Source organism: Roseimarinus sediminis, assembly GCF_050433125.1.
Taxonomy (GTDB): Bacteria; Bacteroidota; Bacteroidia; order Bacteroidales; family Prolixibacteraceae; genus Roseimarinus; species Roseimarinus sediminis.
On record NZ_JBNPXV010000012.1, the window covers coordinates 111,003 to 133,267 of the forward strand.

At 44.5% G+C, this 22,265-nt stretch carries 19 protein-coding genes; 14 read left to right on the forward strand and 5 right to left on the reverse strand.

Annotated features, from left to right (window positions below; genetic code table 11):
• Nucleotides 1-4 precede the first annotated feature (4 nt).
• From FHS86_RS14890 to FHS86_RS14945, 12 genes are all read left to right on the forward strand, one after another.
• Nucleotides 5-796: an enoyl-CoA hydratase-related protein gene (locus FHS86_RS14890; protein WP_429415350.1), complete on the forward strand. Its 792-nt coding sequence runs from the start codon at nt 5-7 to the stop codon at nt 794-796.
• 17 nt (nt 797-813) lie between these two features.
• On the forward strand, nt 814-2,808 hold the full coding sequence (locus FHS86_RS14895) for an acetyl/propionyl/methylcrotonyl-CoA carboxylase subunit alpha (protein WP_429415353.1): 1,995 nt from the start codon (nt 814-816) through the stop codon (nt 2,806-2,808).
• A 2-nt stretch (nt 2,809-2,810) separates the two neighbouring features.
• On the forward strand, nt 2,811-3,980 hold the full coding sequence (locus FHS86_RS14900) for an acyl-CoA dehydrogenase family protein (protein WP_429415356.1): 1,170 nt from the start codon (nt 2,811-2,813) through the stop codon (nt 3,978-3,980).
• Between the two features lie 10 nt (nt 3,981-3,990).
• Nucleotides 3,991-5,289 (forward strand): hydroxymethylglutaryl-CoA reductase, degradative, encoded by a 1,299-nt coding sequence (locus FHS86_RS14905; protein ID WP_429415359.1) that lies wholly within the window; start codon nt 3,991-3,993, stop codon nt 5,287-5,289.
• Nucleotides 5,290-5,331: 42 nt separating this feature from the next.
• Nucleotides 5,332-6,255: a GYDIA family GHMP kinase gene (locus FHS86_RS14910; RefSeq protein ID WP_429415362.1), complete on the forward strand. Its 924-nt coding sequence runs from the start codon at nt 5,332-5,334 to the stop codon at nt 6,253-6,255.
• Between the two features lie 44 nt (nt 6,256-6,299).
• Nucleotides 6,300-7,343, forward strand: coding sequence for a diphosphomevalonate decarboxylase (locus FHS86_RS14915; RefSeq protein ID WP_429415365.1), 1,044 nt, complete (start codon nt 6,300-6,302; stop codon nt 7,341-7,343).
• An 8-nt stretch (nt 7,344-7,351) separates the two neighbouring features.
• Complete coding sequence (locus FHS86_RS14920) at nt 7,352-8,254, forward strand: mevalonate kinase family protein (protein ID WP_429415368.1); 903 nt, start codon at nt 7,352-7,354, stop codon at nt 8,252-8,254.
• 71 nt (nt 8,255-8,325) lie between these two features.
• Nucleotides 8,326-9,156, forward strand: coding sequence for a CvfB family protein (locus FHS86_RS14925; RefSeq protein ID WP_429415371.1), 831 nt, complete (start codon nt 8,326-8,328; stop codon nt 9,154-9,156).
• Between the two features lie 151 nt (nt 9,157-9,307).
• The gene (gene lipA / locus FHS86_RS14930; protein WP_429415374.1) at nt 9,308-10,162 is read left to right on the forward strand and encodes a lipoyl synthase; all 855 of its coding nucleotides are present in this window, start codon (nt 9,308-9,310) and stop codon (nt 10,160-10,162) included.
• 34 nt (nt 10,163-10,196) lie between these two features.
• Entirely contained in the window at nt 10,197-10,862 is a 666-nt protein-coding gene (locus FHS86_RS14935; RefSeq protein WP_429415377.1) for an FAD-binding oxidoreductase, read from the forward strand.
• Between the two features lie 316 nt (nt 10,863-11,178).
• A complete protein-coding gene (locus tag FHS86_RS14940) occupies nt 11,179-14,031 on the forward strand; it encodes a histidine kinase (RefSeq protein WP_429415380.1) in 2,853 nt (950 codons plus the stop codon).
• Nucleotides 14,032-14,054: 23 nt separating this feature from the next.
• Nucleotides 14,055-14,798 (forward strand): LytR/AlgR family response regulator transcription factor, encoded by a 744-nt coding sequence (locus FHS86_RS14945; protein ID WP_429415383.1) that lies wholly within the window; start codon nt 14,055-14,057, stop codon nt 14,796-14,798.
• A 41-nt stretch (nt 14,799-14,839) separates the two neighbouring features.
• On the opposite strand, the gene FHS86_RS14950 is transcribed toward FHS86_RS14945, so the two are convergent.
• Together FHS86_RS14950 and FHS86_RS14955 are read right to left on the reverse strand one after the other, a co-directional pair.
• Nucleotides 14,840-16,534, reverse strand: a complete 1,695-nt coding sequence (locus FHS86_RS14950) for a T9SS type A sorting domain-containing protein (protein ID WP_429415386.1) — start codon at nt 16,532-16,534, stop codon at nt 14,840-14,842.
• Between the two features lie 173 nt (nt 16,535-16,707).
• A complete protein-coding gene (locus FHS86_RS14955) occupies nt 16,708-17,226 on the reverse strand; it encodes an RNA polymerase sigma factor (protein WP_429415389.1) in 519 nt (172 codons plus the stop codon).
• Between the two features lie 211 nt (nt 17,227-17,437).
• Between FHS86_RS14955 and FHS86_RS14960 the strand changes: the two genes are divergently transcribed.
• The gene (locus FHS86_RS14960; RefSeq protein WP_429415391.1) at nt 17,438-19,399 is read left to right on the forward strand and encodes a GNAT family N-acetyltransferase; all 1,962 of its coding nucleotides are present in this window, start codon (nt 17,438-17,440) and stop codon (nt 19,397-19,399) included.
• A gap of 125 nt (nt 19,400-19,524) precedes the next feature.
• Complete coding sequence (locus FHS86_RS14965) at nt 19,525-20,496, forward strand: glycoside hydrolase family 43 protein (RefSeq protein ID WP_429415394.1); 972 nt, start codon at nt 19,525-19,527, stop codon at nt 20,494-20,496.
• A 199-nt stretch (nt 20,497-20,695) separates the two neighbouring features.
• Here the strand turns inward: FHS86_RS14965 and FHS86_RS14970 are convergent, their stop codons facing one another.
• The 3 genes from FHS86_RS14970 to FHS86_RS14980 all read right to left on the reverse strand — a co-directional run bounded on the left by FHS86_RS14970 (nt 20,696) and on the right by FHS86_RS14980 (nt 22,007).
• Nucleotides 20,696-21,391 (reverse strand): GDSL-type esterase/lipase family protein, encoded by a 696-nt coding sequence (locus tag FHS86_RS14970; protein WP_429415397.1) that lies wholly within the window; start codon nt 21,389-21,391, stop codon nt 20,696-20,698.
• Between the two features lie 61 nt (nt 21,392-21,452).
• Nucleotides 21,453-21,788: a type II toxin-antitoxin system PemK/MazF family toxin gene (locus tag FHS86_RS14975; protein WP_429415400.1), complete on the reverse strand. Its 336-nt coding sequence runs from the start codon at nt 21,786-21,788 to the stop codon at nt 21,453-21,455.
• Between the two features lie 12 nt (nt 21,789-21,800).
• Complete coding sequence (locus FHS86_RS14980) at nt 21,801-22,007, reverse strand: hypothetical protein (protein ID WP_429415402.1); 207 nt, start codon at nt 22,005-22,007, stop codon at nt 21,801-21,803.
• Nucleotides 22,008-22,265: the final 258 nt, after the last annotated feature.

Sequence of the window (22,265 nt, forward strand, 5' to 3'; positions counted from 1 at the left end):
TAAAATGAAGAAAGGATATCAAAATATAATAATAGAACAGAACGATGCAGTAGTCACCGTATGGCTGAACCGTGAGGAACGCCACAATGCACTCGACCCACTGATGATGCGTGAACTCATGCAGTTTTTCGAAAGCATTGAGGATGACAGGCAAATCAGGATTGTGGTACTCAGGGGAAAAGGCCGCTCGTTTTGTGCCGGAGCCGATATTGGCTGGATGAAGTTGGCCGCTCATTTAAGCGAGGAAGAAAACCTGGCTGACAGCCGTTTACTTTCGGCCTTCTTTTCCAGTATTTACAAAAGCAGAAAGCTTACCATCGCAATAGCACATGGCAGTATTTTTGGTGGTGGAAATGGTATTCTTGCTGCATGCGACATGTCATACGGATTAAACGACAGTCGTTTCTCGCTGAGTGAAACACGGCTGGGATTGATTGCAGCTACCATATCACCCTATTTGTTAAAACGAATGAAGGTACATGAATACAAGGAATTGGTATTAAGTGCCAGGATTTTTAACGGGGAAGAGGCAGCCCGCCTGGGATTGCTGAATATGGCTTTTGCCTCGGAACAGCTCATGGAACAACATGTTGAGCAACTAATACAGCATATTTTGAAGGGAGGTCCTGAAGCAGCTTTCCGTTCAAAGCAAATGATTAATGAGTTGAGCGATCCGGCACTTTTTCCATCACTGCTTGATTCGATTCCCGAAATATTGGCTTCGGTAAGGGTGAGCGATGAAGCAAAAGAAGGTTTTAGCGCCTTTCTTGAAAAACGTAAACCCGGGTGGCAATAAATTGAAGCAGGAAGACGATGTTGAAAAAATTCACTAAAATACTGATTGCCAATCGTGGAGAGATTGCACTTCGCATCATCAGGGCCGCACACAAACTGAATGTTAAAACAGTGGCACTTTATACAGCCGGTGAGGAAAACGCTCCCCACGCACTACAGGCTGACGAAGCAGTGCTTCTGGGCAATGGAGACCTGGCTGCTACCTGGCTGAATATTAATAAGATTATTAATCTGGCCATTGAAACCCGGGCCGAAGCCATTCATCCCGGATATGGTTTTCTTTCTGAAAACCCTGAACTGGCCGAGCGTTGTGAAGCGTCGGGGCTTGTATTTATTGGGCCTCCTGCTGACGTACTGCGTAAAATGGGAAACAAACTCACGGCTAAAAAGCTGGCTTTGGAGGCCGGAGTAAAGGTACTTCGCAACGTTCTGTCCGATCGATTGGCACAGCAAGACGAAGCAGTATCGCTAAATTATCCGCTGTTAATCAAAGCGGCGCATGGGGGAGGCGGAAAAGGGATGCAACTGGTTCGTACGGCTGCAGAGCTGAAAGAAAAAGCAATAAAAGCAGAAAGGGCTGCTGTCTCTTATTTTGGGAACGGTGAAATTTATCTTGAAGAATTTGTAGAAGAGGCCAGGCACATCGAAGTGCAGGTCATGGCCGATCAGTTTGGCAACCTGGTGCACCTTGGTGAGCGCGACTGCACGGTGCAACGCAATCATCAGAAAATTATAGAAGAAGCCCCCGCGCTTGTAATTGACGAGGACTTGCGCAAACAACTTCATCATGCGGCGCTTGAATTGTGCCGGAAAGTAAAGTATGAAAATGCCGGAACGGTAGAGTTTCTGGTACGCAACGATCAGTTTTGGTTTCTCGAAATGAACCCGCGCATTCAGGTGGAACATCCGGTGAGCGAAGAGGTGAGTGGCATCGATCTGGTGAGCGAACAACTTTCGGTAGCAGCCGGTAACCCCTTGTCGTTTCGTCAGGACGAGGTGAATATTAAAGGCCATGCCATCGAAGTGCGGCTTTACGCCGAAGATCCTTTGAAAAACTTTGTTCCTTCGGGAAAGCTGGTGCTCCATTATCATTTTCCCGAAAAAGCCGGTGTAAGAGTTGAATCAGCCATCGCAAGTGCTTCGCTTAGCAGCAGCTTCGATCCCTTGCTGGCAAAAATTATTGTTAGTGGCAGCAACAGGGCAGCAGCACGTTTAAGACTGCTCGAAGTATTGGCTGACACAGTGATTATTGGACCCCGGACTAACCTGGCCTATTTGCGAAGCATCGTGGCTTCGGACGAATTTGCACAGAACCGCCTGCACACCAAATACTGCGAAGAACATCAATCAAAGCTGCTGGAACTTTCAAGAAGCAACGAGAAAATAGTGCAGGCTGAGGCCTGGCTGGCAGCAGGGCTTTATCTTTTGTTTGGACCCGTAAATGCTGAATTAAACACGGCATGGCATACCACCGGCCATTTTTCCTTGCATCCGATGATTGAGTTGCATCTTGATGATGAGCACTACAAGCTGGCTTATCGTTTTACTCCAGATGGAATCGTTGTTCAAAACGGAAATACTGAGACAACGGCCATCATCGAAAAACATGAAAAAGTGAAAAATCAGCTTTTTATCAACATAAACGGTGAACAAAAAGCATTTTCATTTTTTAAAGAAAACGGAGTTTCCCTACGGCTTGCATACGATGGAAAGGTGATCAGGGTGACCAGTCCTTCGTTATTGGGCTTTTATCCCGAAGATCAGCAAGCCGCCGACGAAGGGCTTCAGCATGAAATGCAAGTGATTAAATCGCAATTGTACGGGAAAGTTGTAACAATCAATATTGAAAAGAATCAAACCATTAATAAGGGAGAAGTACTGTTGGTAATCGAATCGATGAAGTCGGAAAATGCAGTGCTTTCGCCTAAAAAAGCCAAAATTAAAGAGATAACAGTAGCGGTGGGTGCCCAGGTTACCGACCAAATGCCATTAGTTTATCTGGAGGATCTGTAAATATGGATGAATTATTAGCCAAAGAGTACGTATTGTACCGTAAAAAAGTAAGAGAATTTGCCGAACAGGAAATCAAGCCTGTAGCCATTGAGCTCGATAAAAAGGAAGAATTCTCGGTTGAACTGGCCCAGAAAATGGGGAAGGCCGGTTTGTTTGGTATTACGATGCCCAAATCGTTGGGGGGGCAGGGTCTCGACTACCTTTCGTACATCATTGCCATTGAAGAACTGGCCAGGGTTGACAGTTCGCCGGCAGCAACCATTGCAGCGCATAACTCGCTGGGCATTACCCCGATTTATAACTTTGGAAGCGAGGAGCAGAAGCAAAAATACATTCCTGCTTTGTGTACCGGTGAAAAGTTATGGGCTTTCGGACTAACAGAGAAAAATGCCGGTTCCGATGCCAAAGGTGTGGAAACAACGGCCGAACTGGTCAATGGACAGTGGGTCATTAACGGCTCAAAGATGTTCATAACCAATGCAGCCTCCGACATCGCTTCGGGCATTACCAACCTGGCCATCACCGGCTACGAAGGTGACAGAAAAGAGCTTACGGCCATACTCACCCCCCGTGAAACTCCCGGGTACATCACCGTGCCCATGCATGACAAACTGATGTGGCGCTCGGCCGACAATGCCATCATGACGTTTGAGAACTGCAGGGTGCCTGAGGAGAACATCCTCGGAGAGCGTGGACAGGGGATTAAGATCATGCTTTCGACCCTCGATGGAGGACGTTTGTCTATTGCCGCCATGGGGCTTGGACTGGCGCAGGGAGCTTACGAAATGGCCATGGAACACGCACAAAAGAGAAAACAATTCGGAAAGCCCATTGCTGAATTCCAGGGCATCTATTTCAAACTGGCCGACATGGCCACCAAGATTGAGCTGGCACGAAATACACTCTACAATGCATGTCGCCTGAAGGATGCCGGTTTACCCTTTGGAAAACAGGCAGCCATGTCGAAATATTACTGTTCGCAAATTGCCAAGGAAGTTTCGGACGAAGCGGTTCAAATTTTTGGTGGTTACGGATTGCTGCGTGAAAATCATGTTGAACGTTTTTACCGCGATCAGCGACTCCTGCAAATTGGTGAGGGAACTTCTGAAATTCTGAAAATGGTCATTTCACGGCACGAGTACAAGGAATTCAACGCCAACAGGGAAGCGTAAAGCAAGCACTATGAACAGGACGCAGGGCATCATCAAAGGTTTTTCAAAACTCGGTCGCAGGCAGCGGATTGCCGTTTTGGAAGAATGGCTTGGAGAAGAGGTGCTCACAGCGCTCGATTCCTTCCTGCATCAGAATGAAAAGTACCAGAAGGCCTTTAGTGAGTTCAGCGAAAACTACCTGAGCAACTTTTTTCTGCCCATGGGCTTGGTGCCCAATGTACTTGTGAACAATGAAGCTTATCTGGTGCCCATGGTCATCGAAGAAAGTTCGGTGGTGGCAGCCGCTTCGCGTTCATCGCGTTTTTGGGCCGAACGGGGAGGTTTTAAAACCAGTATTTCGGGTACCGTAAAAAAGGGACAGGTGCATTTTACCTGGAAGGGTAAGCCGGAGCAGTTGAAACTACTTTTCGAAAAACTGAAACCCGAATTTTGGGAGCTTACTGAGCCCATTACCCGGGGAATGAGAAACAGGGGAGGCGGAATCACAGCCATTGAGCTTCGCGATAAAAGTGATCGCCTGCCGTCGTATTATCAGCTCGATGTGAGTTTTCAGACGGCCGATGCCATGGGAGCCAACTTCATCAATACCTGTCTTGAAGCGCTTGCCGCAAGGCTTCAGCAAAGCTTTGACGAAACAGGCAATGGTGAGGGCGAGGTGCTGATGTCGATCCTTTCGAATCACACCCCCGAAAGCCTTGTGCGCTGTACTGTTTCGTGTACGATCGATGAGCTGGCTCCAATGAGCGGCTCGTACGCTCCGGCCGATTTTGCCCGTCGTTTTCAGCTGGCCGTTCAAATGGCACAAAACGATGTATCGCGGGCCGTAACGCACAACAAGGGAATCTACAACGGAATTGATGCTGTGGTTCTGGCCACCGGCAACGACTGGCGGGCCGTTGAGGCTGCCGGTCATGCCTATGCAGCCAGGAGTGGCACATACAGTGCACTTTCGGAAGTGCAGCTTGAAAACGGTATTTTCAGCTACAGCATTGAAGTGCCGCTTGCCATTGGTACCGTAGGAGGTCTTACAAAAAACCATCCACTGGCAGCACTTTCGATCCGTCTGCTGGGGGATCCCGGTGCAGAGCGCCTGATGGAACTCATGGCAGCCCTGGGCATGGCCAATAACTTTTCGGCCCTGGCATCGCTCGTCACTTCGGGAATTCAAAAGGGACACATGAAAATGCATTTGGCCAATATGCTGACTCAACTCAATGCCAGCGAGCAGCAAACGAAGGCAGCCAATGAGTACTTCAGGGAAAGAGCCATCAGCTTTTCGGCTGTTCAGCAGTTCTTAAAAGAGCATTGAAAAATCTTTATTGTTAAATACAAGCAGTCCAACATGTCGGAAATGAACAAGCAGCTTCAACGTTTTTACGCGCATGGAAAACTCATGCTCAGCGGTGAATACCTGGTACTGAAGGGAGCACTTTCGCTGGCTGTACCTCTGAAAACCGGGCAGGAACTGTTGTTAAGTGAGGGAACAGAAGATGGTTTACTGTGGGAGTCGAAAGAAATGGGTAGAAGCTGGTTGAAGGCACATTTTGATGATGAATTACAGCTTGTTTCGACCAGCGATCGTGCTATTGCAGAACGACTTCAGCGCTTGCTGATAAAGGCCCGTGAGCTGAATCCTGATTTCCTGGCTCAGAAACAAAAGCTGCATTTGCTTTCCTCTCTTGAGTTCATGCGTGAATGGGGCTTTGGATCGAGCAGTACTTTGGTGAGTAACATTGCTTCGTGGGCGCAATGCGATCCCTTTGCACTCAATGCGCACGTTTTTGGCGGTTCGGGCTACGATATTGCCTGTGCACAGGCTTCGGGTCCGCTTTTGTACCAGCTGAGAGATGGCAAGCCGGTCTGGGAAGAACTTTCTTTTTCGCCGCCTTTTGCCGGACAGCTTTACCTTGTTTGGCTCAATCGTAAACAGGATACCCGCAGTGGCCTGGCCCGCTTCGATCCTGAAATGGTAAGCGCAGCTCAGCTTGAAGAAGTAAATAATATTACCCGCGAAATGTTGCAATGCAGCAGCTTGTCCGACTTTCAGCGTCTGTTGCTTCAACATGAAGAACTGATTGGAAAAACACTCAATCAGCTGCCTGCAGGAAAGCGTTTGTTCGACGATTTTCCGGGCGTGGTGAAATCACTGGGAGCCTGGGGTGGCGATTTTGTTCTGGCAGCCTCCGATCTTCTGCCTTCAAGATTGATGGATTACTTTAAACAAAAGGGCTTTCCTACTGTTTTTCGATACAACGATTTGCTTTTTCAATCATGAGTAATACCCATTATCAACTTCAATTTTTTGTAAACCGTACAAAAATGTCAAAACAGCAGACAAGCATTGCCTGGCAGGCACCTTCTAATATTGCACTGATAAAATACTGGGGAAAACGCGGGGAACAGCTGCCTGAAAATGCCTCGCTGAGCATGACCCTGAAAAATGCATTCACCACAACACGCATGAGTTACGAACCCTCGGGCGATGGTTTAAAGCTAGCGTATTTGTTCGAGGGAATTTCGAATGCACTGTTTACACAAAAGGTGAAAAATTATTTAAGCAGGTTGAAGGAGGAGTTGCCCTTTCTTGATCAATTTGCACTGGAATTTAGCAGCAGTAACAGTTTTCCTCATTCAACCGGCATTGCTTCGTCGGCCTCGTCGATGGCGGCACTGGCACTTTGCCTGGTAAGCATGGAAGAACAGGTCACAGGAAAGCAATACAGTACAGCGGCTTTTTATCAACGGGCATCGCACCTGGCACGACTGGGATCGGGGAGTGCTTCCCGTTCGCTATATGGTGCCTACACCACCTGGGGCAAGGTAGAAGGCCTTGACGAAACTTCCGATTGTTTTGCCTCTCCGCTTGCAAGTCCCATCGATAATAAGTTCATTGGCATGGGCGATGCGGTATTGCTGGTGAGCAGCAAGCCAAAAAGTGTATCCAGCTCGTTGGGTCATCATCTGATGAAGGTACATCCCTTTGCTTCGGCACGGTACCAACAGGCCGAAGCACAACTTCAGTCGCTGCTGGTATGTATGCAGCTGGGCGATTTCGAGTCGTTTGCCAGCATTGTCGAGAATGAAGCCCTTACCCTTCATTCCCTGTTGATGACCTCGTCGCCCGATGGCTTACTGCTAAAACCCGGTACCCTTGAGATCATCGATGCGGTGCGAAAGTTCAGAAAGAACACAGGCATTGAAGTTTGTTTTACACTCGACGCCGGTCCCAATGTACATCTGCTTTATCCCTTGTATGAAAAGGAACATGTATTGCGCTTTATCAACGATGAACTGAAGCCGTTTTGCGAAGATGAAAAGTGGATCGATGATGAAACCGGCAGCGGTCCGCTGCGATTACAATAGAATGAAGGATGAAGCGTTTTCCGTCTAAAATATTATTGTTTGGAGAATACGGTCTGGTGGCCGGAGGTAGTGGCCTGGCTCTTCCGTATCCAAGGTATGGCGGATTGTTTACAAAGAAGGATGGACAGACCGCTGCGCTGATGGAGGAATCGAAACGGAATTTGAAGCGGCTGTTGGCTTTTCTTCAGTTCAGGAGCAGTGATTTTAGTTTTCTCGATTTGCCCCGTATGGAAAGCGATTTCAACGAGGGGTGGTGGTTCGATTCAAACATTCCCGGAGCCTATGGTTTGGGAAGCTCGGGGGCCCTGGTGGCAGCGCTTTATCATCGATATGTCGTTGAACAGGCAACTTCGCTAACAACAACCCGTCAGCAACTGGCTTCGATCGAATCATTTTTCCATGGATCAAGTTCAGGCACCGATCCCTTGGTATCCTTGCTGCAAACACCGGTTTTACTCCAAAGCGACGGATCGATCGAGGCCCTTGAAGCGTGGAATGCAGAAACAATGAAGGCAAAGATTTTTCTGGTCGATACCGGTGACAAGTCGAAAACGCTCAGTTTGGTTGAATGGTTCAAAGCACAGCTGCAAAAGCCCGCTTTCAGGGCAGCCACCGAAAAAGAAATGCTGGACGTTAACGATCGCATCATTGCTGCCATTCAGCAGGGAAAAGCTTTCGATATCGACCAGCTGAAAAGCTTGTCACGCTACCAGAACGATTACCTTTACCCGATGATTCCCGAGTCCTTTCATCAGCATTTCATGGCCGGGTTCATGAGTAATGAATTTTTTTTCAAACTGTGCGGATCGGGCGGAGGTGGTTTCATGCTTTGTTTTGCCATCGATGAGCAGGCTGCCATCAACTATTTCGAAACAAAAGGTCTGACTTATCAACCTTTGTTTTCTTCCTGAGTAATTCCTCTTAACCGGCAGGCAGCTGATTTCGTTTTGTTTTAGTACTTTCGCAGTTTAAAGCGCTAAGCATGGTAAAAATTGGAAAATGTTGTGTGTTGGAAGTAATGAGGCTGACTGAACCGGGAGCTTATCTCGATGGCGGACCTTACGGTGATATATTGCTTCCCGGGCGCTACGTCCCCGAAAACTGCAAGGTAGAAGATGAAATTGAAGTATTTATCTCCTTCGATTCGGAAGACCGTCTGGTAGCCACCACCGATAAACCAACGGTGATGGTCGATGAATTTGGTTTTCTCGAAGTGGCCGAGGTCAACCGCTTTGGTGCCTTCCTGGAATGGGGCTTGCCCAAACAGTTGTTTGTGCCTTTCAGGGAACAAGTGCTAAGAATGAAGGAAGGGCTTTCGTATCTGGTGTTTGTGTATGTCGATCGGAAAACCGGTCGGATTGCCGCTACCTCGAAAATCAGAAAACACCTCAGCAATACCGATATTGAACTAAGCGAAGGCGATGAAGTGGATTTAATTATTGCCGACAGTACCGAACTGGGCTACCATGCCATCGTAAATCAGAAACACCTGGGCATACTCTATCACAATGAGCTTTTTCAGCCGGTAAAAACGGGCGATCAGGTAAAGGGCTACATCAAAAAACTGCGCGGGGATGGAAAAATCGACCTGAGTCTTGAAAAGCAGGGCTACAAAAAGGTCGATCCTGTGGCAGTCAAAATACTGGAGCAACTTAAAATGGCCGATGGCGAACTGCTGCTTTCCGATAAAAGTGATCCCGAAATTATTAAATCTACACTGGGCATTAGCAAGAAGACTTTCAAAAAAGCCATTGGTGCATTGTATAAGGAAAAGAAAATTAGCATTTCAGACGACCGCATACGACTGTTGTAAGTTGTCAATCATCTTTCTTTAAAATATTTAGCGAAGGCTGCTGTTTGGCGGTGCTGCTTTCCTTTCAATTTTATTAAACCCTTTTTAAGCTCCGATGTTATAGTTCACAGCCGCCTGTGTGGAAGGGCGGTGAAAAACACGGAAAATAGTAATGGAAAGAAGAAGCCGAAGGCTGCCCGACTGGATGAAAACACCCATGCCGGGCGGAAAACAATATCTCGAAGTCAAGACACTTATAGCACAACATCAGCTGAACACCATTTGCACCAGCGGCAACTGTCCCAACCGGGCCGAATGCTGGGGGGCAGGAACGGCCAGCTTCATGATTCTGGGGAACAAATGCACCCGCAATTGTCGTTTTTGCGATGTACCCAATATGATCCCCGATGCCCCCGATTGGGAAGAACCACAGCGTCTGGCCGAAACCATTCGTACCTTAAAGCTCAAACATTGTGTAATCACTTCGGTAGCTCGTGACGACATGAAAGACGGAGGTGCTGCCTTTTGGGCCGAAACCATCAGGGTAGTGAAGAAGGTGAATCCTGAAGTAACACTTGAGGTACTGATTCCTGATTTTGATGCCAGTGCTGCCGACATACAGAAAGTGATTGATGCACAACCCGAAGTGATTTCGCACAACCTCGAAACGGTGCGCCGCCTGACGTCTAAAGTGCGCGACCGGGCCCGTTACAATCGTAGTCTGAGTGTACTCGAACAGGTGGCCAAGTCGGGCATTGTAGCCAAGTCGGGCATTATGCTCGGCCTGGGTGAAAGCCCCGACGAAGTGCTCGAAACCATGGACGATTTGCGGGCCGTTGGCTGCAAGGTGATGACCATCGGGCAGTACCTGGCACCGTCGGAGCACCACCTGAAAATAGAAGAATTTGTGAAGCCCGATGTGTTTAAAATGTACAGGGAAGAAGGGCTAAGGCGTGGTTTCAGCTTTGTTGAAAGCACCCCGCTTGTGCGCTCTTCGTATCATGCCGAACTGCATGTGAATGCCTGAATTTACGATGAGTACCCAAAAATCTTAATGAATAATGAAGAAAAACGATCAAAAAATACTGTGTAAGATTCTGGACATTATTGATGTGACTGAATCGACCTATGTGCTGCGCCTCGAGCGCAATGGCTTTGAGTTCAAGGCCGGTCAGTACCTGGTGCTGAGCATCCCCGATGAGCGCAAGGCCCGTGAATATTCGATTTACAGTCCGGAAGATGCCGATTATCTCGATCTGCTGATCAAGGAGGTCGACCCGGGCGATTTCTCGCACGAACTGAAATACCTTAAGGTGGGAACCAAGGTTGAAATCAGCGGTCCCTTTGGATTCTTCATTCTGAAGGAGGAAGTAATCGCCAAGCAGCAGCCTGTTGTTTTTGTGGCAACAGGAACGGGAATTTCGCCCTTTCACAGCATCATACTATCCAACTCAGGGCTCGACTACCAGGTGCTGCACGGCGTGCGCTACAAATACGAAGCCTATCACAAGGCCGACTATGATGCCGGGCGCTTTGTTCTGTGTTCGTCGCGCGAAAATGGCATTGGCTACAAGGGCCGCGTAAGCGATTACATCAAAGAAAACAAAATCAATAAGAAAGCACTTTATTACCTGTGCGGCAACTCGGCCATGGTCGACGAAGTGACCGATATCCTGGAAGAGAAAGGCCTTCCTGCCGACAACATTAAGACGGAGATCTTCTTTTAGAGAGCGAATTTTAATGGATAATTAATTATGGATATTAGATGTAGATGCGGAGTTTGTTATAAATTAAGAAAGCTATTGCAGGATGCTTATTTCAGAACAGCCTTTTAACATCTTAGTTTTTTGCATAGCAAGTGAGATGCAGCGCTTTTCCTTCTTTCGTTCTTAACTCAGCCATAAAAGAAAAAAATACTAAAGCTTACAGGAATAGAAAGGATGCTGCCGTTTAATAAGAGGAACAAGCCATTCAATAGTTTACATAAAATTTGTATACTTATACTTTCTAATTTAGTGGTGTTTATTCACCAAAAAGTATGCAATGAAAACAATGGCTTTCCTTTTTATGTTTGTTTCAGTTTTTGCTTTTGCAAGTACTGAGTTTCCCGAATTGAACCTTGAAACCGGAAAGAGATATCACATTGAAACCATTAGCCATGTAGATACTTCAGCAAGCTGGCTATACAGAAAATTCGATCAGCGAAAGTGGATACTAACACCGATAGCTTACGATACGGTGAGCAAAACGTACACCATAGAAGCTGTTCTTGACTACTATAAAACTGCCAGGCACGACTGGGTCGAATCGAAAGGCTGGCAGGAAATCCGTGATTATGAAACCGGTTACCATTCTATTCTTGCTTCACCTTTGGTAGCCTTAAATAAAACAAAGAAACCAATCATCTTCACAATCAGTAAGTCTGGAATAATTAGTGGATTTGATTACCGTAAATCTGGCCAGTCAATCGATCGTTATGAGATGTTCAGCAAGACATTTGAAGCAAGTTTCCAACAACTTTTTTTTCATAATAATGCCCTGGCCCAACAGGTCGCTATAAATGATTCAACTGTGAGCTATCGCTGCGAACCTTCAGGCAAGGATGGCACATTTATTAGCAGGACAGTTGAGTTGGATCGTGCCAGCGGATTAATTATCCGTCAATACCATAATGAGCTGATTCCTGAAACAAGTTTTGAAGTTGAGCCGGTTAAGGATGGTGCATTTAATCATTCCCTGTTTTTTCAAAAATATGTACCCTTATATCGTTCCAACTATAAGTATTTCGACGACAGATCTTTTGTAGGTTCAGAAAACGATACTGTTAACGTAATGCTTAAAGGAACCATTTTCCCGAAAGTGATGAATGAAGATACATTAATCGTTTACTTTTCAAAGCAAAAATACTTTCGTGTACCTCTCAACCGCGATGGAAGCTTTGAGGCGGCTTTTTATCTTTCCAGACCAATGCCTTTATTGTTTATTTACCCTGATGATTATTTAATGATCAATACAAGATATTCTACTTTTAGGGGTAAGGATTTTGGAATACACAAAAACCAACAGGAAATAATACTTTCACCAGGTGATCATATTGAAATTTCATTGCGTGAAGCTAATCATCTCATCATCGACTCAATTGCGGGAAGAGGATGGAATGAGGTGAAATATTCTACAATGATAAATTCATTTCTATCAAAAAAAGATTATTCCGGCAGTTTTAATGATTTTTTTCATAAATATTTATACGAATGGCGCGACCTTATTGATCCTTCCATATATCTCATGGACCTGTTTCAGTATCAGTACAGGCAGGTTATAATTCATGATGAATTGCATGATGCTATTTCTAAGGATGTATTGGTTAACAACAGTCTGGCTCTGAATAGTATTGCTTATTTTTATTTTCTTTATGAGTTTGTCGATAATGCTTTAGAAAATCAAATAAGCCAAAGTACCGGTGTTGATTTTGACCAAAATGTCAATGAGTTTGAATTCAATTATTTCATGGGGCAGTATTCCTTGAAAGAACCAGTCAAATCGAATTATGCTGCTTTTTGCATCTATAAGTTATTGAACACTTGGTATTGGCCTACAGGTATGGCCGAAGAGCTTTTTCCTTCCTTTGAAAGGAATTTTAGTGAAACTCCGGTATTTGAAGCTGTCAATAGAATGTACAAATTCAGGCAGCTAATAAGGGATGGAAATCCTGCTCCTGAATTTAAAGTGAATGATATCAATGGGGAAGAGCTTGCTTTAAGTGATTTTGAAGGTAAAGTTGTAGTATTGAATTTAATGATTCCTGGGCGAAATCGTTTTGAATATTTAACCAAACACATTTTTCGAAAAATAAAAGAATCCTACTTAGATAAGAGTGATGAAGTTGTGTTGCTAAATGTATTTTTGGGAAGTGAGTCTGAAATCCAGAAACTTTTAGTTATGAATCAACTTCCAGGCATTGTCGCAATTGATTCAAGCTATCCCAATTCAGAACTTTTTGAGATGTATCAGGTCGAAGGTTTTTCAAGGATTACTATTATCGACCGAAATGGTAACATAAGCGGAATTTCCAGAGGAATTAAAGGTGAAGAGATCATGGATGCTATTCAAATGGCGCTTTCAAAACCTTATCATGGTAAAAATGAATACCCGTTTTGGATACGTGTAACATTGATCGTTTTATCTGGTATAATCATTTTAATTTCAATGATATTTTTGTTGTACAGGGGCATTATGAAACGACGTTTGCAGAAAAGTGAGTTCAATAAAAAGATGCGCGAACTTGAGTTAACGGCCATAAGGGCACAGATGAACCCTCATTTCATGTACAATTGTTTAAACAGCATACAGAACATGGTGCAACAACATCAAAATGAAGCTGCTCATCTCTATCTTTCAAAATTTGCCTCCTTAATACGCCGTACATTGAATACCAGCAGAAAAGATGAGGTTTCGTTGCATGAAGAGCTGGAAGCGATCAGCGAATACATCGATCTTGAAAAGCTGCGGTTTGATTTCAGCTATGTGATGAATATTGATGAAAGTGTTGATGTTTATTCGGTTTTTGTACCTCCCATGCTTCTGCAGCCGTTTATTGAAAATGCGCTTTTACATGGGCTTTTGCCCAAAAAGGACAATCGTAAAATTGTATTGAAAGTTTGGAAGGAGGAGAATAGGGTCAAAATTGATTTAAGAGATAACGGAATTGGCCGAAAGATGGCTGCCGAAATTTCAGGAAACGGTAACGGGAAAGGTTTGCTGCTAAGTAAAGAAAGACTTAAACTGCTTAGCCGGATTTATGGCACTGATTATGAATTCTATATTGAAGATTTGAAAGATGAAAATAACTTACCTTTGGGAACTAAAGTGAGTTTTTGCTTTACTGATGAACAGTAGAATTTGCTCTAAATATCCTATCAATGACTGTTAAAGCTGTGATTATTGATGATGAACAAAGTGGCCGGGAGAACCTACGTGCTTCGATTGAAAAATACTGCGATGCTATTGAAATAATAGCGGAAGCTGATTCGGTACTTTACGGAATTGAAACAATCAAAATATATCAACCTGACCTGGTGTTTCTCGATATTGAAATGCCTGGTGGAAATGGCTTTAAATTGCTTGAATTTTTTGATAAGCCCGGTTTCGGCGTAATCTTCGTAACAGCTTATGACCACTATGCCATACAGGCCATAAGATTTTCAGCAATCGATTATATTTTGAAGCCCATCAATGTGGTTGAACTAAAAAATGCGGTTGTTCGCTTTGTTGAGCGGCAGAAAGAACAAAGCCGGCTTCTTTTAGAACATTTTCAGGACAATATCAGAAAAGAAAATTTGAATAAAAGAATTGCTCTGCCTACTGCACAGCAAATCGATTTCAAAGAAGTAAATACCATAATACGCTGCGAAGGCGAAGTCAATTATACTTTATTCCATTTCACAAATGGTTCTAATCTTTTAATCTCCAAAACCCTTGTTGAGTATGAAGAGATTCTTCAACCATACGGTTTTATCAGAATCCATAAAACCCACCTTGTAAACCTGAAGCATGTTGTTTCATTTCATAAAGCCGACGGTTGTTTTCTAACGCTTACTGACGGAACATCGGTGCCGGTTTCCCGAAGGAGAAAAGAAATTGTACTGGAAAAATTAAAGAAATAGTGCCCCTTTGTATCTGTGCATAGCACAAAGGGGCACTTTACTTATTTCGATATAATGAGTCGTTTTACCTGAATGCCGCTTTCGCTGTAAAGGGCGATTAAATAAATTCCTTCCTGCACCTTATCAAGATTTAAGTCGAAGCGGTGGTGGCCTGCGGCCAGTTGCGTTTGTGACTGCAGAATCATTCGTTCCCTGCCGGCGAGGTCAATTAATGTGATGCGTCCGTCAATGGAAAATGGCAGGTCGAATGTGACCGTGGCTGCATTGGCAGCCGGATTAGGAAATACCTTAAAATTATTTACCCGGAGTGTGTTACGGCATTCTTCAAAATAATTGCATTCAGGTTTTACCAGTTTGCTTTTGTTTTCAGTCATGATATAATTGTACTCGGCCTGTAGCTTTTTGCTGATCGCTGCCGGTAAATTTTGGAATAGATAGTCGGAGGGTTGGTACCAAAAGATCAGATCTTTGTTGAGAACATCGGGCAGCGAATCTTTTTTGATGATAACTGGTACCAGGTTTTCAACCTGGTGGATTGAGCCATCCGTAAAGTTGTATTGAAAGTCTCCACTAATGTGTGTAACGAAAGACAGCTTGTTTGTTGGTATTTCCTGTTTTTTATAATCAGGAGGAAAGCTCGTAATAACACGACCACTGCTGGAGAATTCTATTTCTCTTACCGAGTTGGTATCTCTTTGAAAAAACCGGAGTAATTTTGCATTAACATAGCCATCAATATCCTCAAACAATGTTGAATCATAAGTGATTTCAAAGCCCAATTGCTTTAATTCCTTCCAGCTTAAGTTGATGAATTTGGATGAGTCAATCAGGGTGGGCTGTGTGTAATCGATCAGGTTGAATTCAGGATATTGTTGCTTGATTGTTCTGAAATGATTGATATGACTGGCCTGCTTTTGAACTTCCGCTGGTAATAATGAAACAAACTCCTCTGTGACTGTAAACCATAAAATGGTATTGTTTGGATCACGGTTTAAAATCCCTTCGGGCACAAATACCGGGAACAAGGTATCGTTGGCCATTTCCAGATCATAATCAATATCGATTATGTCGCTTATATTCTCTCCAAAATAGAAGCTTTGTATTACCGGGTAGTAGTTATTCCGGGTTGTTGAAACCCTGTCAGTTGTATAAGAATTGTTCAGAGAGGATGTACGGGTTCCCACTTCTTTCTCTTCTTCCATGCTTATTTCATGAAACAGGGAAGTCAGTACTCCATTTTCAGTTTTGTTCTGATAGAATAAACTGTGCATGGTCCGCTCATCATCTTGTCCGTTTTGAACTGTATTGTATTTGATGAATTGAAATCCCAGCTTTTTGAGCAGTTCTTTGTCGGCAATAAGCATTTTCAAATCACCTTTAATCGTTTTAATATTATCAGGATGTTGCTGGGTGGTTTTTTGCAGATTAACCGGCGCAGAATTTCCCTTTGATGCTTCATTATTTTCAATCTGAAGGAATGAAGGCGAGCTCTCAGTCAGCTCTGTTTTTACTTTTTCTTCTGTTTGAGCTGTTTCAGGTTTTGAAATCGCTGTTTCACGATTGTTTGTTTCTTTCTGTTCTTCATAGGCATCGATTCCCTTTTTTTCTTCTGAAACAGCAGTAGTTACGGTGTTTGCAGCTTGTGAAAATGCAGTTTCATCGCTTGCCGTTTTATCAACATTTTTGGGTGGCCAGAATAAAACGGCGCTAATAATAATTGCTAAAATACTAGTCATAATAATAAATTTTAAAGGTTGAAACGGTTTACCCTTTATCCTGGCCGTGGATACAGGGCTGTTAATAATCTGGTGCACCTTTTCTTCTGTATAAATTGGCTCAAGTCGTTTTAACGACCTGAAAAAGTTTTCAATGGCTGTATCGTTATATCTTTTTTTCATTGCTGTGTTTTTTACAGGAGTAACATTACAACTTTACGTTCCCGCTCGTTGAGCATTTTCAACAGGTTTTCCTTTCCCCGTTTTATTCGCTGCTTGACCGCCGAAAGGCTCACTTGCTGAATCATACTGATCTCTTTTAGTGGCAAGTCTGAAATATGATAAAGTATCAAGGTTTCGTATTGTGACGCAGGTAAGCGTTTCATCTTTTCCATGATCATCGACAGCTCTGCTTTTACCTCTGCATTGGCATCAAGTGCCTCAATAAACGTTGCTGCTTTTTCGTTGTAATTTCCTTTAAACTTTTTTCTCCGTAGCTGTTTGCTGTAAATGTTATAAGCAATTGAAAATAAATACGAAGCAAAGGCCTGGTCGTTTTCAATTTGCTCAAACTTTTCATAAGCGGCCAGAATGGTGTCGTGCAATAAATCTTCTGCCAGTGTTTCGTTTTGGGTCAGCATGCGGCAATAGTTCGATATTTTTGGGTTGACCTGCTGGAAACATTGCATAAAGCTGGCTTGTTTGGTTTGCATTCAGTTGGTTTGTTTAAATGTTCTTCTTAAAAGTACCTTAGCTTCCGCAAAAAGTTACTGCTAAAATAAAGTGAATTTCGATGGTCGGTAGGAAATATTTTGTATTCTGTTGATAATGAATTGATCGCTTAGTGGATATTTTTTTGCCTGAAGTGCATCATGAATTGAAAAAACATCTAAATTCATTTTTTTATTTATAAGCGTTTTAATAATGATAACAATCAGAAGATCAGTAGTTGAGGATCTTTCTTTACTTCAGGAAGCGGAGCAGGTTTGTTTCCCTTCATTTCAGCGTAGTTCAAAACGAACACTTCAATTGAGTTTGAGCAGTGCCTTTCAGGAGGTATGGATTGCCGAAATTAAACAAGGAAAGCAAAAAGTGGTGGCAGGAATGCTGATTTTGCATTTGCATCCGCGTACCCTTCGTATTTACTCAATAGCCGTATTGCCTCAATTTCAGGGCAAAGGGGTAGGGGCCCGCCTGTTAACCCATGCATGCAGTCTGGGCCTGGCCAAAGGATGCGAGCGTGTTTCACTCGAGGCCCGGTGCAAGGATGAAACCCTGGTTGCCTGGTACAAGAAATTCGGATTTCAAATTACCGAAACCCTGATCGATTACTACATCGAAGGCGAAGATGCCTGGCGCATGATTTTTGTGCTTTCACGACCTAAATCGAGAGACAGCCTGTCAAACCTGATCGTGGTTGATCATCCTTCGAAGCTGAAGTTTAAAACCGAAGGGGTGCGGGTCATTTCATCGAAAAGCTACATTACCGATGCCGAATTCCAGTCGAACCGGAACTACCGGGTTTTCAACCTGAGCAATTCGTACCGCTATCAAAGCGCCGGTTATTATGTGTCGCTGCTGGCTTCGGCCCGTGAGCACCGTGCCATTCCAAGTGTAACCACCATTCGCGATTTTAAGAACCTGTCGGTTATCCGCTCCATTGCCAACGACATTGAAGAGCTCATCCAGGAATCGCTCGCCCGGGTGCAGGAGAACCGCTATATCCTGAATATCTTTTTCGGACAAACCCAGGAAAGTGTTTACAAAAACCTGGGTCACCGCCTGTATCAGTTGTTTGAAACACCGCTTCTGCAGGTTCAGTTTCTGAAAACCGATAAATGGATGATTCAGAAGGTGGTTCCGCTGAGCTTTAATAAGATAGAAGAAAATCAGGTGAAACAGATTGAAGAATTTGCCGGCCGCTACTTCAGTAAAAAACGTTTTCAAAAGCCCCGACTGAAACATTACAAGTACGATTTGGCCATTCTGATTAATCCCAGTGAAGCCAATCCACCTTCCTGTCCGCAGGCCCTGAAGCACTTTAAGGAAGCAGCCAACAAATGTGGTTTCTATGTCGATTTCATAACCCGCGACGATTACGAGGACATTTGTGAATACGATGCGCTTTTCATCCGCGAAACGACCAACGTAAACGATTATACCTACGAGTTTTCGCGTCGTGCCTATGCCGAAGGGCTGGTGGTGATCGACGATCCGTGGTCGATATTGCGCTGTGCCAACAAAATTTACCTGAACGAGCGCATGCGCCAGAACCGGATCCCCACGCCGCGTACCGAGATGCTGGCCAAAGGGGTTTTCAAGAAAAGCAGGGCACTCGAATTTTCCTATCCGATGGTGCTGAAACAACCCGACAGTGCTTTTTCAATAGGCGTAACCAAGGTGAACAATGCCGATGAACTGATCGACTCACTGAAACGGCTTTTTAGAAAGTCGGACATGGTGATTGCGCAGGAATTTCTTTATTCGGAATACGACTGGCGCATCGGGGTGCTCGACAACCTGCCTCTTTTTGCCTGCAAGTACTACATGGCCAAAGATCACTGGCAGATTTACAACTGGCAGGCCACCAAAGAAGAGGAAGCGGGCGATGCTGAAACCGTTCCCATTGAGCAGGTGCCCGAAAGTGTGCTGAAAGTGGCCCTGAAGGCAGCAGCACTCATGGGCGACGGCCTTTACGGGGTCGACCTGAAAATGGTGGGCAGTAAGGTGTACGTCATCGAGGTGAACGACAATCCCAACATCGATGTGGGAATTGAAGATGCCGTGCTGAAGGAAGAACTTTACATGAAGGTGATGCAATCGATCCTGAACCGGATTGAAGTATCGCGGAACATGACCCGCCTGGTGGCCATTGCGCCCGAATAGGAGAAGTAGATTATTTGTACGCTATTATCCACCATTGGTAGATCAAAATCCACTCCATTGTAAACAGAATGGCTTTTATTTGATTTGCGTTTCGATGATGTACTAACATTAATGTAATCAATAAGATGAATAAGTTATTTGCAGTAGTTGTGGTATGCTATGCCCTGGTGTTTAGCGCTTGTACCAGCAGTAAGAAAGAGCTTCGCAGTGGGAACCCGCTTTTTGATACGCCGTTTACAGCCGATCCGGCGGTACTGGTTTACAACGATACCCTGTATCTTTTTACCGGAAGTGATGAACAGGTGGAAGGGACCGATGGTTTTGTAATGCATAAATGGTATGTTTTTTCGACACCCGACATGGTGAACTGGACCAATCATGGAGTGAAACTCTCGGTGGCCGATTTTGAATGGGCCGCAGCCAATGCCTTTGCCGGTCATTGTGTCGAAAACCATGGCAAATTCTGGTGGTATGTTCCCATGGTTCATAAAGATCCAGCTGCACGTGTAAACGAAGGTTTTGCCATGGGAGTTGCCGTGGCAGATCATCCGCTGGGGCCTTATCGCGATCCGCTGGGCCGGCCCATCATTGCCGATACCACTGCCAATTCAATTGTGTTGAACATCGACCCGGCAGTGTATGTCGACGACGATGAGCAGGTTTATTTTTTCTGGGGTTCGTGGGGCGAAGTGCGCTCGGTAAAGCTGAAGAGCAACATGACAGAACTGGCGGGACCGGTTGAAAACATTGCGGGACTGAGCAATTTCTTTGAAGCACCCTGGGTGCACAAGCGCAACGATACCTATTACATGAGTTATGCAGCAGGTTATCCCTCGCGTACCGAATATGCCACTGCCCAAAGCATTAACGGCCCCTGGGAGTACCGCGGGGTAATTAACGATACCCTGAGCAATTCGCCAACCAACCACCAGGCCATTGTGCATTTCAAAGGGAACGATTATTTCTTCTACCATAATGCCGAGGCACCCGGTGGCGGTCCGTACCGTCGCAGTGTTTGTGTCGACAAGCTGGTGTACGACGAAAACGGACTGATTGAAAAAGTAGTTCGTACCAGCGAAGGAGTGCCTGCTATTTAATCAGACCATCAGAACTATTGTTTTAGAGGCTGTTTCACTTTGATGATCCGGCTGTTCATAGAAAAGCCCCGGCGACCTTTTGGTTTCCGGGGCTTAGGTGTTTTATGGGAGCTAAGTGCTTATTGGGCAGTTGGCAGGGGCTGACATTCACATCGCGCAGCCTGTTAATTTCGGTATCTATTCCTGGATCAGGACGGCTTTATGCTGTTCCGCTTAAAAACTGGTAGATGATCTTTGCCATTATGCCAGCTCCTGCTGCATTGGGATGAATCAGATCGGGGAAATATTCGGGATGCGCTGTCAAAGGGGTGTACAGATCAATGACAGGCAGTTCGAGTTCCCGGGCCAGTTCTTCTACCATTGGATTCATTTCGTGGTAGATGATGCTGTCGGAAATGCCCCAGCGTTCAGGAAAGGCAGGAACGGCTTTGAGCAGGATGACTTTAGGTTTTGACGGCAGTTGTTGGAACGAATGCACCAGGGCTTTGTAATCGCTTTTAAATTCGGCCTTGTATTGCCAGTTTTGTGGTTTGGTATCGTTGGTCCCCAGTTTGATCAGTACCACATCGGGATTGAAGGCTTTGGCTTGGGTGTAGATGTCTTCATGCACATAGGGGCGGTCACCTTTGGAGAGCAGGGTACGGCCACCAATGCCGAAGTTCTTCACTTCCCACGAAGCGCCCAGCAGACGTTGCAGTTGGGCAGGATAACTCAGGCTGTCGCGGTGTTCGATGCCCGAACCATAGGTGATGCTGTTGCCCACACAGGCCACCCGCACCGGATGGTCGTAGTCGGCCGGATTGACCAGTACCTTGTCTGACTGTTGGCAGGCTGCCAAAATTAGCAGGGCCAGCAGCATCGTAAACCAGGGTTTGATAATGCTTTTCGAATTCATGTTGATGATTGCTTTTGTAGGTTTGTTGAATTGTTGTGTTTTGTTTCGTAGCAGCAAAATTCTATATTTCAATTATTTTATGTATTCTTTTAGCCAACTCTGAATATTTATGCTTTTTGAGACCAGATACTTTGCCTTTTATCAGACTTTGCTTAAGGACAAATATTTCATGAACCCGGATGTAGCTTTTCACAGGTAATTTTTCGGATACATCATCGTCAGTCAAGGTGATATGTAATTTGTCGGATTTTAGCTTTGAAGTGATCTGTACTATCATCACATCACCTGCTTTATGTACTAAATCATTTGAAATTACAACAGCAGGGTGTAATTTATGACCTAAATTATCGGTAAACGGAACAGGAATAATTACGGTATCACCTTTAGTGAAGTTCATTTTATGGCTTATTTAATATTTCCTCTGCCCAGCTATCCCAAATATTGTCTGCGTCGCTGCTCCATTCTTTTGTAATGAGCTATCAGACAATTCGACAAAGGGTTTTTCTTCTTTTTCTTCAATTATTTCTAAACTTTTTACCTTGTTAAGTTGAGAGAGCAGCTTTTGAAGAAATAAACCTGATTTTTTGCTTTTGGGCTTAATTACAATGCCTTGCATGTTGATTAATTTTTATCAAAGATAGACGTAAAAGGTGATTTTTGCAATAAAGTGCTTAAAGCTTGCAGCTACAATCGTACGTTTTTCCTGGTGTTTCCGAATATTAAACCCATGGAGCCAAAGAAACAATGCCAGAAAGGGCTTTGTCCCGGGTTATTTCCCCCTTCATTCTTTGAAGGTTGAGTAAAAATTCATGTTTCCATACAAAAGTCCACCGGGCTGCAATGTTGATCCTCCTGTTTTCAGCCAATTTTTTGT

Coding starts and splice junctions, on each gene's coding strand:
- FHS86_RS14980 (WP_429415402.1), bottom strand. CDS start 22,007: ATGCAAGGCATTGTAATTAAGCCCAAAAGCAAAAAATCAGGTTTATTT.
- FHS86_RS14975 (WP_429415400.1), bottom strand. CDS start 21,788: ATGAACTTCACTAAAGGTGATACCGTAATTATTCCTGTTCCGTTTACC.
- FHS86_RS14920 (WP_429415368.1), top strand. CDS start 7,352: ATGAAGCGTTTTCCGTCTAAAATATTATTGTTTGGAGAATACGGTCTG.
- FHS86_RS14950 (WP_429415386.1), bottom strand. CDS start 16,534: ATGACTAGTATTTTAGCAATTATTATTAGCGCCGTTTTATTCTGGCCA.
- FHS86_RS14925 (WP_429415371.1), top strand. CDS start 8,326: ATGGTAAAAATTGGAAAATGTTGTGTGTTGGAAGTAATGAGGCTGACT.
- FHS86_RS14945 (WP_429415383.1), top strand. CDS start 14,055: ATGACTGTTAAAGCTGTGATTATTGATGATGAACAAAGTGGCCGGGAG.
- FHS86_RS14915 (WP_429415365.1), top strand. CDS start 6,300: ATGTCAAAACAGCAGACAAGCATTGCCTGGCAGGCACCTTCTAATATT.
- FHS86_RS14910 (WP_429415362.1), top strand. CDS start 5,332: ATGAACAAGCAGCTTCAACGTTTTTACGCGCATGGAAAACTCATGCTC.
- FHS86_RS14940 (WP_429415380.1), top strand. CDS start 11,179: ATGAAAACAATGGCTTTCCTTTTTATGTTTGTTTCAGTTTTTGCTTTT.
- FHS86_RS14960 (WP_429415391.1), top strand. CDS start 17,438: ATGATAACAATCAGAAGATCAGTAGTTGAGGATCTTTCTTTACTTCAG.
- FHS86_RS14890 (WP_429415350.1), top strand. CDS start 5: ATGAAGAAAGGATATCAAAATATAATAATAGAACAGAACGATGCAGTA.
- FHS86_RS14970 (WP_429415397.1), bottom strand. CDS start 21,391: ATGAATTCGAAAAGCATTATCAAACCCTGGTTTACGATGCTGCTGGCC.
- FHS86_RS14900 (WP_429415356.1), top strand. CDS start 2,811: ATGGATGAATTATTAGCCAAAGAGTACGTATTGTACCGTAAAAAAGTA.
- FHS86_RS14895 (WP_429415353.1), top strand. CDS start 814: ATGTTGAAAAAATTCACTAAAATACTGATTGCCAATCGTGGAGAGATT.
- FHS86_RS14955 (WP_429415389.1), bottom strand. CDS start 17,226: ATGCAAACCAAACAAGCCAGCTTTATGCAATGTTTCCAGCAGGTCAAC.
- FHS86_RS14965 (WP_429415394.1), top strand. CDS start 19,525: ATGAATAAGTTATTTGCAGTAGTTGTGGTATGCTATGCCCTGGTGTTT.
- FHS86_RS14935 (WP_429415377.1), top strand. CDS start 10,197: ATGAAGAAAAACGATCAAAAAATACTGTGTAAGATTCTGGACATTATT.
- lipA (WP_429415374.1), top strand. CDS start 9,308: ATGGAAAGAAGAAGCCGAAGGCTGCCCGACTGGATGAAAACACCCATG.
- FHS86_RS14905 (WP_429415359.1), top strand. CDS start 3,991: ATGAACAGGACGCAGGGCATCATCAAAGGTTTTTCAAAACTCGGTCGC.